Source organism: Aeromonas sp. QDB23, assembly GCF_027707745.1.
Taxonomy (GTDB): domain Bacteria; phylum Pseudomonadota; class Gammaproteobacteria; order Enterobacterales; family Aeromonadaceae; genus Aeromonas; species Aeromonas allosaccharophila.
Genome location: NZ_JAPCJA010000083.1, coordinates 1 through 10707 on the forward strand (window position 1 = coordinate 1; position 10707 = coordinate 10707).

The following is a 10707-nucleotide window of genomic DNA, read 5'->3' on the forward strand; positions in this document are numbered from 1 at the left end:
TCAGTGCCTGCATAGAGAAAACAGACTACCCGCTCCCGGAAGAGTTGTTGTCAACATCCTCCCGGTGAACGGTTACGTCAGGTCGGTATCGATATGGCGGTTACAGACCGCTGGTTTGTAAACGGTTCAGCCTGGATCATGGATATCGATACCGATGTGAAAGTTGATGGTGTTGGTACCTTCAAAACGCATATCGACCCGATGGTCTTTATGATTGGTGCGGGCTACCGCTTCTAATGAGCTGATTCTGACCGCGGCCCTGGAAGGATCGCGGAATATAGCAAAGTACGTCTCTTTCAGCCCGGCTCGTGCCGGGCTTTTTTTATTTGACGGATCTGGTCCGGACTGTGATCCAACCCGATACAAATCAATTAAATACCTGCCGCTTTATTTCAGTTATTCGCTACCCCTGCCGATAGTGACTATGTTCACTTTACCTTCCCCCAATGAGTGAGGATGTCTCCATGGGTTTATCTATCGTGCAGCGGATCATCGCCGGATTTGTGTTGATGCTGCTGTTGCTGATCCTGCTTGGCGTGATCAGTACCTTTAAAATCAAGGGTATAAATGACGGCCTCTCCGCCGTATCTGACCGGGCAACCCCGCTGGTGGTGGCTGTCGCAGGTCTCAAGGGGGCGCTGCAGGATAGCAACCGCTGGGTGCTGGTCTACCGCACCAGTGAAGATGCCGCCCAGTTGCCGCAGCTGGCCAATCAGTTCAAGGAGCAGCAGAACCGCTTCGCTCAGCTGAGTCAGGAGATGGGTAAATTTACCGACGTGGCGGATGCCCGCGCCCGCTTCCAGCAGGTCGAGAGTGCTACCTCCCAATTTTATGGCTTGGCGGATCAGGTGTTGGCCCAGCATCGGCAGTGGGTCAGTGCACTGGATCAGCGCCACAAGCTGGAGATGGAATTTATCCGGCTTGAGGATACCTACCAGTGGGCGGCGGATCTGCTGTTGCAACAGACCGCCAGCAAGCGCTCCATGCGCAACAAGGCGGAACTCATTACCTCAGGTATCGCCCGCGATCTGAAGAATATCCGCCGTGCCGATGCCAAAACCGATTTGAACGAGCTGGAAAAGGTGTTGAGCAAGGACATCGAGATGGCGCGCAAGCGTCTGGATCGAGTGACGGTGCCCGATGATGTGAAAGCGCGCTTTGTCTCCAATCTCGACCGGATGCAGGAGTTGGCGCTTGGCGCTCAGGGCTTGCTGGCAACCATGCGTCAGGCTCAGCAACTGGAGTTGTCGCTGGCCACTCAGAATCAGCAGCTGGATGCCAGTCTGGTCAACAGCCTCAATTTGCTCGATGAGATGGGCAAGTCTGCCGGTGCCATTGCCAGCGATAGCCGGATCAATGCAGATGCGGCGGTCAGCAGCGCCAGTTTCTGGATCCTGGTGGTTGCCGCGATGTCGGCTGCTGCGGCGCTGGTGATCGGCTATACCACTGCGCGCAGTATTCAGCGTCCGTTGCAGATGATCAACAAGGAGCTCGATTACATGGCGGCCGGTGACATGACCCGCCGCATTAACTACCGCAGCAGTTGCGAATTTGGCACGCTCTCCCGCTCCATTGACACCCTGGCAGGCAAGACCGGCGAGCTGCTCTCCCAAATCAATGCGGGCTCACGTCATCTGGTGGATGAGGCGAGCCGCGCCGCCGAGATCAGCGAACGGGCCATGTCCCGGGTGCAGGAGCAGAAGAGCCAGACCGATCAGGTGGCCGCCGCCATTACCGAGCTGGAAGTGAGCGCCACCGAGGTGGCCCGCTCTACCGATGGCACCAAGCGGGAGGTGGATCTGGCCGATGAAGAGGCGCGCAGTGGTCGCCAGAAAGTAGCTACCACTCGCCGGCTTACCGAGCAGTTGGCCGGTGCCATGGAAGAGGCGGTCGGGATCACCTACAAGCTTGGGGAATTCAGTAACAACATTGGCAGCATTCTCGATGTGATCCGCAGTATTGCCGAGCAGACCAACCTGTTGGCTCTGAACGCCGCCATCGAAGCGGCTCGTGCTGGCGATGCCGGTCGCGGTTTTGCGGTGGTGGCCGATGAGGTGCGGGCATTGGCCAATCGCACCCAGACCTCGACCGAAGAGATCCAGGGGATGATTGAGAACCTGCAAAGCTCCAGCAAGCATGTGGTTGAAGTGATGGGGCGCAGCCAGGAGCAGACCCAGAGCTGTGTCGAGCAGACCCGCGAGATGGATGTGGCGCTGCAATCCATTGCCGATCGGATGGGGGCCATCAAGTCGATGGCGGATCAGGTGGCCCATGCCGCGCAGGAGCAGATCTCCGTCAGTCAGGGGGTCGCTCGTCATATCGCCGGTATTGCCGATGTGGCATACGAGACAGAGCGGGAGGCGCGCGAATCCGCCAGAAGCAGCGAAGTGCTGGCCGACCTGGTCGCCAAACAGCAGCAATTGATCGCACATTTCAAGGTCTAGGAGGGCTTATGTCTAAAAAGTGGATTGGAGCCCTGAGTCTCCTGTTGTGTGGCCAGTTGATGGCCAGCGAGCTGGTGATCGAGAGCTGGCGAACCGATGACAAGGCGCTGTGGGAGCAGAAGATTATCCCGGCGTTTGAAGCGGCACATCCCGGCATCAAGGTGAGTTTTCACCCGGTGCAGAACGTCAACTACATGCCCACCCTGTGGGAGAGTCTGAAAGGGGGCAAGGCGGGGGATCTGATCACCTGCCGTCCGTTTGATGATTCGCTCGCCCTGTTCAAGGCGGGCCATCTGGCCGAGCTGACCGAGATGGCGGGGATGGAGAACTTCCCGAGTTTTGCCCAGTCACCCTGGCAGACCGATTCCGGTGCCCAGACCTTCTGCGTACCGATGGCCTCGGTGATCCATGGCTTCTTCTATAACAAGAAGATCTTCAGTGAGTTGGGGCTGACATTGCCGCAAACCCGCGATCAGTTCTTTGCCGTGCTGGACAAGATCAAGGCCGATGGTCGCTATGTGCCGCTGGCCATGAGCGGTTCCGAGAGCTGGGTTGCCTCCGAGCTGGGCTTCCAGAATATTGGCCCCAACTACTGGAAGGGGGAGGACGGCCGTCTGGCGCTGATCGGTGGGCAGGAGCGGTTGGACAACCCGCAATATGTGAAGGTGTTCGATGAGCTGGCCCGCTGGCGCTCCTACCTCGGTGAGGGGGGCGAGAGCCGCGATTATGCGACCAGCAACGAGCTGTTCACCTCGGGCAAGGCCGCCTTCTACGTGGCGGGCTCCTGGGAGATCGCCCCCTTCACCGGTAAGGTCGATTTTGGCGTTATGCGTCCGCCGGTGGCCAAACAGGGGGATGGCTGCTTCTTTACCGACCACACCGATATCGGTATGGGGATGAATCCGGCCAGCAAGAACAAAGAGGGGGCAATGGCCTTCCTGCAGTGGCTGACGACGCCGCAATTTGCCGAGCTCTATACCAACTCACTGCCGGGATTCTTCTCCCTCTCCAACCACTTCTTCGATGTCACCAATCCGGCGGCAAAAGAGATGATGGAGTGGCGCGATCAGTGTGACTCGACCATTCGGGTGGCGACCCAGATCCTCTCTCGTGGTACGCCCAAGTTGGGGGATGAACTGGCCGAAGTGAGTCAGGCGGTGCTGCTTGGCAAGATGGAGCCCAAGGCGGCTGCGGATCGACTGGAAGGTGGCTTGAAGGGCTGGTATGCCCCTCATCAGGGCAACAAGGCCAAGAGCGCGGATTGTCAGTGTGATGCCGTCACGCCTGCGCCGGTTTCAGCACCGGCCGCTGTGTCCGCTGCACCCGCGACCAGTGACACGCCAGCCGTGGTGGCACCAGCGGTGACCCCCGTAGAACCTGCATCAGCAGCGACGGCGCCAGTCCCCGCTCCTGCGGCTGATGTGGAGCAGGCGCTCTCCAACGAGCTGGAAGCACCGCAGCAATAACTCATCAGCATAACTAACAAGCGGGAGGCATCAGCCTCCCGTTTTTATTGATGGCTCGCGGCCAGAGCGAATCGCTTTATGGTGTGTCGTGCGGCCAGCGACAGAGGCTGCCGATGCGGGCAACCGGCGCGAACCCCAGAGAGCGGTAAATGCGCTGGGCATGGTAGTGTTCGTCGGCCACGATAATCAGCTGTTTGGCGCGGGACAATCCTGCGCGAGCTACTTGACTCAGCAGCTGGCGGCATAAACCCTTATTGCGCCACGCCTGGTGAGTGCGTACCAACTGGAAACGGCCCAGCGGGCCGCAGAAGAAGAGACCACAACTGGCGACTAGTTGCCCCTCTTGCCAGATCCCCCACCACTCCCCGAGCCCATCGGCAATCATGGCCTGATAGAGTGCCCGGCGGGATTGCAGATAGGGAAGATAACTCTCTGCCGTGTGCCCCTCATCCCGCTCATGCAGTTCGAAGTCGAGCCACTCTTGCCAATCCGCAGTGGTGAAGGCGCGAACCTGGGGACCATTGATATCACCATGAGGCTGCCAGCTCTGCTTATCCAGCGCCAGCACCACGCACTCCATATACTGGTATCCCGTTGCGACAAAACCGGCGATCCGGCTGTTTTGCCCTGCTGCCAGTGGCCACTGGAAGGTGCGATGGCGGACTCTGTGGTCGTGACCAATCAGCTGATCAAAGGCGGCTTCCAGCCAGCCTTTGTCACGGTCGCTGGGCGGGGTGGTGAGCAGCAGGTAGTTGCCAAAGTAGTAGTCGGGAGCATCCGGTGTGCGAACCGCCCAGAACTGCTCATGCTGGGTTACCTCGCCTTGGTAGCGATCAAACAGCAAGTCGGTGGCAAAGCCGGGGTGGGTATCCATGATGGTGCTCCTGCAAAGACTCATTCTGTTATCGGCAGGAGGGGGAAATAGATGAAAAGGGGCCGGAGAATCCTCCGGCCAAACAATCACACGCAGATTCAGAACGTCCAGGACGATCTGGCCCCATCATAACTCGACTGGGGCGATTTTGGGATGGGCACTTTTCGGTTACGTACCGTTAATTTTGTAAATATGACGTTCGTCAGATCGGATGTGAGGTAAATCCCTGTTGACTTTGTATCGTTTTACTCATAAATATAAAGACGTTTAGACGTCCAAACATCCGTTTTGACGTAGACAGATGGATTGCAGGACAGGGAGAAGAGCAGATGGGATTTCACAGTGCACGTCAGGTTGAGGCGCTCAACCAGAGCTTGGCAGATTTGAATGGCGATATATCGGTCAGTTTCGAGTTTTTTCCGCCCAACAGTGAAGGGATGGAGAATACTCTCTGGCAGTCCATCGAACGGCTCAAAGTGCTGGAACCCAAGTTCGTCTCCGTCACTTATGGCGCCAACTCGGGCACACGTGATCGCACCCATAAGGTGATCAAGGACATCAAGGAGCGAACTGGCCTGATTGCGGCGCCGCACCTGACCTGTATCGATGCCAGCCGCGACGAGCTGCGCGCCATTGCCCGCGATTACTGGAACAGCGGTATTCGTCATATCGTGGCTCTGCGCGGTGACTTGCCGCAGGGGTTGGACAAGCCGGATATGTATGCCACCGATCTGGTTGCCCTGCTCAAGTCAGAGGCTGACTTCGATATCTCGGTTGCCGCCTATCCGGAAGGCCACCCGGAGGCCAAGAGTGCGCAATCCGATCTGCTTAATCTCAAGCGCAAGATCGATGCCGGTGCCAACCGCGCCATCACCCAGTTCTTCTTCGATGTGGAGACTTACTTGCGCTTTCGGGATCGCTGTGCCGCCATCGGTATCGATGCCGAAATCGTGCCGGGGATCCTGCCGGTCTCCAACTACCAGACGCTGGCCAAGTTTGCCGGTTTCACCAACGTGAAGATCCCGCGCTGGATGCATCAGCGTTTCGAGGGGCTGGATAACGATCAGATGACCCGCAATCTGGTGGGGGCGAGCATCGCCATCGATCAGGTGCGCGTGCTGAGTCAGGAGGGGGTGAAAGATTTCCACTTCTACACCTTGAACCGCTCCGAGCTGACCTATGCCATCTGTCATACCCTGGGGGTTCGTCCCAAGGGCTGACCTGTGCTCACCGCGATAAAAGCAAAAAGCCAATGAGTTGCTCATTGGCTTTTTCGTTATGGCCGTTGTTTAAGGCCGGGTCACCGGGATCTCTTTCGGTTCGAGATCGATAACCGCATTACCGGCCGCCCCCGGATACTGGTGATAGACCTGATCCTGCTCCAAGGTGTAGAAGGTATCCAGATAGTCGTCGTTGTTGGTCATCCAGGAGTCGGGCAGCGCCTTGACGATGCGACCACCAAGATCGAGGAAGGGCAGCGCTTCCGGCACCCCACCCGCAGTAAAGCCGAGCTTGAGGGCTTCAATCAGCAGGGTGCTCAGCTCCTTGTAGTTGACGTTGTCATCCTGCTCCATCATCACCACGTCGACGGCACCCCAGCGATAGCGATCCCAGTAAACCAGGATCTGGTTGGGGGTGTAATCGGTGTTGTCATAGTCGAGGTAGGGCATGTCGACAATATCGACCACTGGCTCATCCCGACTGGGATTGACCCCTGCGACCACCGCATACACTTCGGCCGCACCGAGCAGCCAGGGCTCCTGATCATCCTTCAGTCTGATCTTTTTCAGGACACTGGTCTTGAGCGGCGCCGTGCTGGCCGCCGCTCGCGGTGCGCTTTGCAGATCCGCATAGGCCAGCGCCTTGCGCATCACCCTCAAGCCTGCGTTCTTGGCTTTGACGGGATCGGCTTCGACCACCAGAACCGGCCGAGCCGGTGCCTTGTCCACATCCAGATAGACAGGATTGCCGGCGCTGTCGAACGCCTCGATCGCGCTCCAGCTCTTCTCATCCCCGCTCGGAACATAGGCGACCAGCGGTTCGACGCCCTGTTGCAGTGCGGCGGCCTGATCGGTGTTGGCCAGCCGCAACTGCATCAGTTGCTTGACCTCGCCATCCAGTCCTTGTCGACTGATGGCCGCCTGGTTGGCATCGGTCGCCTGCCGTTTAAGGCGCGGGCTGGCTTTTTGCAGCAGGTTGGGAAGCGGGCTCTGGTATTGCTGATTGCTCAGCAGGGGCGGCAGGTTTTTCTGCTGAAGTGCGAGCTGGCGAGCCAGCTCTCTGTCCGTGTCGGCTGCGTGTGCCGTGCTGACGCCCAGAAGCGCCAGCAAAATGATGAAAGCCTGATGTTTCATTATTATTCTCCGTTGCATGAACCTGACAGGGCAACATGTCCGGGAAGAGTGGTGCCCTGACACCAATAGAGGGTAATTAGTTTCATCTGTGAACTAATTTTTCCGGATCTTGCGCAGGTCATCACGGTTTGATGTCTCATTGATTTTCTTGTCGATATAAATGAAGCCAGTGCAAGGCAAGTCCGATGAGCAGACCCCAGCAGGGTGCTGCGATGCCGAGCAGGCTGATCCCGGACGCGGTAATGATGAAGGTAAGCAGCGCAGCTTCCCGCGCCTCATCTTGTTGCAAGGCGGAGTGCAGGCTGCTGCCGATGGTGCCTAGCAGGGCCAATCCGGCGATGCAGGTGACAAGGGCTGCCGGGAAGGCGCTAAACAGGGCGGCGACGGTTGCGCCAAAACAGCCGGTCACAAGATAGAAGCAACCCGCCCAGACAGCAGCAGGCCAGCGGCGCTTGGTATCCGGGTCGACCTCTTTGCCCATGCAGATGGCGGCGGTGATGGCGGCCAGATTGAAGGCATAGCCGCCAAAAGGGGCCAGCAGCAGGCCGGTCAGGCCGGTCCAGCTGATCAGCGAGGAGGTGGCAGGCTGATAGCCATGGGCTCGCAAGATGGCTATCCCCGGCATGTTTTGCGATGTCATGGTGACAATGAACAGCGGCAGCGCGATGCCAAACAGGGCATCAAGGGAGAAGGTTGGCCATGTCCAGACCGGGCTGGCGAGCTGCCAGTGCAGGGTCGCCAGCTGCAACTCTCCCCGCACGCTGCAGATCAGCATCCCCATTCCCAGTACCAGCACCATGGTATAGCGGGGCCAGAGATGACGCCCCAGCAGGAAGGTCAGCAGCAGGGTGCCAAGCAGTAAGGGATCTTGCGGGGCGATCTTGAACAGATCCAGCCCGAATCTGAGCAGCACCCCAGCGAGCATGGCGGCGGCTAGTGGAGCCGGGATATGCCTCATCAAACGATCGAACCAGCCGCTGATGCCACATAGGGTGATCAGCAGGGACGAGATCACAAAGGCGCCGATGGCTTCCGCTAGAGTGAAGTTGCCCAGAGTAGTGATCAGCAGGGCCGCGCCCGGGGTGGACCAGGCGGTCAGTACGGGCATGCGGTAATAGAGAGAGAGGCCGATGCAGCTCACCCCCATACCGATCCCCAGCGTCCATAGCCAGGAGGCGACTTGGGCTGTATCAGCACCCGCCGCCGTGGCGGCCTGGATGATCAGGATGACGGAGCTGGTGTAGCCGACCATCACGGCGATAAAGCCTGCGACCAGATGGGGGAGGGCGAAGGGCATGGGGATTTCCTCTTGGCGTTGTGACGCGCTGTGCGTTATTACGTACAATCTGGTTTTGACTATATCGTTGTGCGCTATAGCGCACAAGGCGCATCATGCAAGAGTAATAAAGAGGCAGTTATGCAAGAGATGAGTCAGCATCTGGCTGCTCGACTGAAGGGGCTGCGCAGCGAGCGCGGCTGGAGCCTGGATGCCGCTGCGCGCGAAACGGGTGTCAGCAAGGCGATGCTGGGGCAGATTGAGCGGGGGGAGTCCAGCCCGACGGTGGCAACGCTATGGAAGATCGCCACCGGTTTTCGAGTCTCATTTTCCAGTTTCATCGAGCCCACACCAGCCGCGCAGGAAGAGGTGCTCTATCGCACCGCCGATGCCATTCGCCAGCAGCCAGCGGGAGAGGGCATGCAAGTAGCGCCGCTCTTCCCTTATGAAAACCGGTTTGGCTTCGAATTGCTTGAGCTGACCCTGTTGCCGGGTTACCAGCGTGAATCCGATCCCCATGAGCCGGGAGTGACCGAACATGTCATCGTCATCAGCGGCATGATGGAGGTGCTGGTGGAAGGGGAGTGGCACTCACTGGCGCAAGGGGAGGCGGTGCGCTTTGCTGCCGACCGCCCCCACGGTTATCGCAATCTGGGTATTGCTCCGGCGATTTTCCACAACCTGATCCACTATCCGGTTGCCACACCCTGAACATGCCCTGCAGAGATCAACCCGGTCGGCCATCAGCTCTGGGGCTGGCCAGTATCGGGGTATAGACCCAGACAAACAGACCATAGGCTGCGATCCAGGCAAGCGCGCTGAAGTTCCAGCCGTGCAGGGTATAGGCAGGCCAGAACAGCGGAATCACCACCCGCATTGTGGCGGCAGCGATAACCAGGGCAAATGCGCCAGTGATCCTGCGCCCCACCTGCAAGGCCCGACCGCTATGACCGAGAGATACTCGCGCAATCATGCCCAGGATCATGGTGCCCATGCAGCCTGCGCTGAGCAGGTGGCTGGCCATCGACAGCGTGATGGGCAGACCTGCGCTATGTGCCGCAAGAGCGAGCAGGCCAAGTGGGATAAACAGATAGGCGAGATGGAGTGACCACAGCAGTGGATGCGCAATGGTCGATGGCAGATGCCAACGCAGTTGTCGCCACAGATGCAAACCCGCCACCACTATATAGAGAGGCACTATATATATGCAGGTGACCCATTGGGTGGGGAGCAGCAGCCAGCACAGCAAGATAAGCCACAGTGTTGCGAGCGCCGCCCGTTCCAGCCAGAGCTGAGGTGCAGCTTTCTCCTGACCGGTTGCTCGGGCGGTGAAGAACGGAATCACCCTTCCACCCATCACGGCGATCAGGGTGGTAAACAACAGCACGGTCGTGATCAGCAGATGCTCAACGGTGCTCCACTCTGCATGCCATAACCAGCTGGCGCCATTGAGCAATGTCAGTATCAGCAACAGGGGCACAAAGAAGAGGTTGCGCCATTGCCGGGTTATCAAGATCGGCTTGGCAAGGAACCAGGCGCAAAGCGGCAACCAGAGCAGGTCTGCCGCCATCAGGAGCGTATTCTCCTCACCCAGCCAGGGTAACAATGTCCTTGGCAACATCCACAACCCCACCACCAGCGCCAATGGCCAGCTCCGAACACCGGGATGGGCCGTCCAGTTCTGCACCGCGGTGAGCAAGAAACCCGCGACGATGGCAGCCCCGAAACCAAACAGCATCTCATGACCATGCCACCAGATCGGGTTGGCAATCCCTGGCAAGGTTAGCCAACCGTTGAGCTGCCCCAGCCAGAGCAACATGGCGACGGCAGCAAACAGAGCCCCGAACAGGAAGAAGGGTCGGAACCCCAAGCGGAACAGCGGAACGATTTGCTCTTCCTTATGGCTATCGAGGATTTGATGCATGAGGGTATTCCAATTAAACATTTGAGATGGCAATTATAAAGTGGCTTTTGAAATGTTCAATTTAAATACGGCAATAACCAGGTTTGATGGTGTTTTGAGCAAAAAAGGAAAGCGTTGTTTGATATCTGAGCGAACGAGCTTTTTTGCTGAAAAAAGCCTTGTCATCGCGGCCTCGCTCCCTATAATGCGCCCCTACCAGCACGGCGGAACACGCCGGACTGATGAGCCAGCTTCCTTGCGAAGTGGGCGCCGAAAGAAAAGCGAAAACAATCGCTTGACTTTCGAAGTGAGAAGCGTAATATGCGCCTCCTCAACGCGACAAGCGTGACGCTCTTTAACAATTTGAATCAAGCAATCTGTGTGGGCACT

Annotated in this window: 8 protein-coding genes and 1 pseudogene; 5 read left to right on the forward strand and 4 right to left on the reverse strand. The window is 58.2% G+C overall.

Translation table 11 applies throughout. From position 1 onward, the window contains the following. Positions 1-78: 78 nt before the first annotated feature. The 3 genes and pseudogenes from PG888_RS21520 to PG888_RS21530 all read left to right on the forward strand — a co-directional run. Positions 79-237: pseudogene (locus PG888_RS21520) on the forward strand (OmpW family outer membrane protein); the annotation flags it as partial. Positions 238-464: 227 nt separating this feature from the next. Then, the gene (locus PG888_RS21525; protein WP_270694326.1) at positions 465-2444 is read left to right on the forward strand and encodes a HAMP domain-containing methyl-accepting chemotaxis protein; all 1980 of its coding nucleotides are present in this window, start codon (positions 465-467) and stop codon (positions 2442-2444) included. Positions 2445-2452: 8 nt separating this feature from the next. Next, on the forward strand, positions 2453-3910 hold the full coding sequence (locus tag PG888_RS21530; RefSeq protein ID WP_058054127.1) for an ABC transporter substrate-binding protein: 1458 nt from the start codon (positions 2453-2455) through the stop codon (positions 3908-3910). 76 nt (positions 3911-3986) lie between these two features. On the opposite strand, the gene PG888_RS21535 is transcribed toward PG888_RS21530, so the two are convergent. Further along, positions 3987-4784, reverse strand: a complete 798-nt coding sequence (locus PG888_RS21535) for a GNAT family N-acetyltransferase (RefSeq protein WP_042658093.1) — start codon at positions 4782-4784, stop codon at positions 3987-3989. Between the two features lie 329 nt (positions 4785-5113). On the opposite strand from PG888_RS21535, the gene metF reads away from it, so the two are divergent. Continuing rightward, positions 5114-6004, forward strand: a complete 891-nt coding sequence (gene metF / locus PG888_RS21540) for a methylenetetrahydrofolate reductase (RefSeq protein WP_234603967.1) — start codon at positions 5114-5116, stop codon at positions 6002-6004. A gap of 69 nt (positions 6005-6073) precedes the next feature. Here metF and PG888_RS21545 read toward each other — a convergent pair whose 3' ends face one another. Both PG888_RS21545 and PG888_RS21550 read right to left on the reverse strand, forming a co-directional pair. After that, a complete protein-coding gene (locus PG888_RS21545) occupies positions 6074-7138 on the reverse strand; it encodes a DUF3103 family protein (RefSeq protein WP_234603965.1) in 1065 nt (354 codons plus the stop codon). A 136-nt stretch (positions 7139-7274) separates the two neighbouring features. After that, positions 7275-8435, reverse strand: a complete 1161-nt coding sequence (locus PG888_RS21550; RefSeq protein ID WP_234603964.1) for a benzoate/H(+) symporter BenE family transporter — start codon at positions 8433-8435, stop codon at positions 7275-7277. 120 nt (positions 8436-8555) lie between these two features. Here PG888_RS21550 and PG888_RS21555 point away from each other — a divergent pair, with 120 nt between their 5' ends. After that, complete coding sequence (locus PG888_RS21555) at positions 8556-9125, forward strand: helix-turn-helix domain-containing protein (RefSeq protein ID WP_234603961.1); 570 nt, start codon at positions 8556-8558, stop codon at positions 9123-9125. A gap of 16 nt (positions 9126-9141) precedes the next feature. Here the strand turns inward: PG888_RS21555 and PG888_RS21560 are convergent, their stop codons facing one another. Continuing rightward, the gene (locus PG888_RS21560) at positions 9142-10338 is read right to left on the reverse strand and encodes an NnrS family protein (protein WP_182938338.1); all 1197 of its coding nucleotides are present in this window, start codon (positions 10336-10338) and stop codon (positions 9142-9144) included. Between the last annotated feature and the right edge of the window lie 369 nt (positions 10339-10707).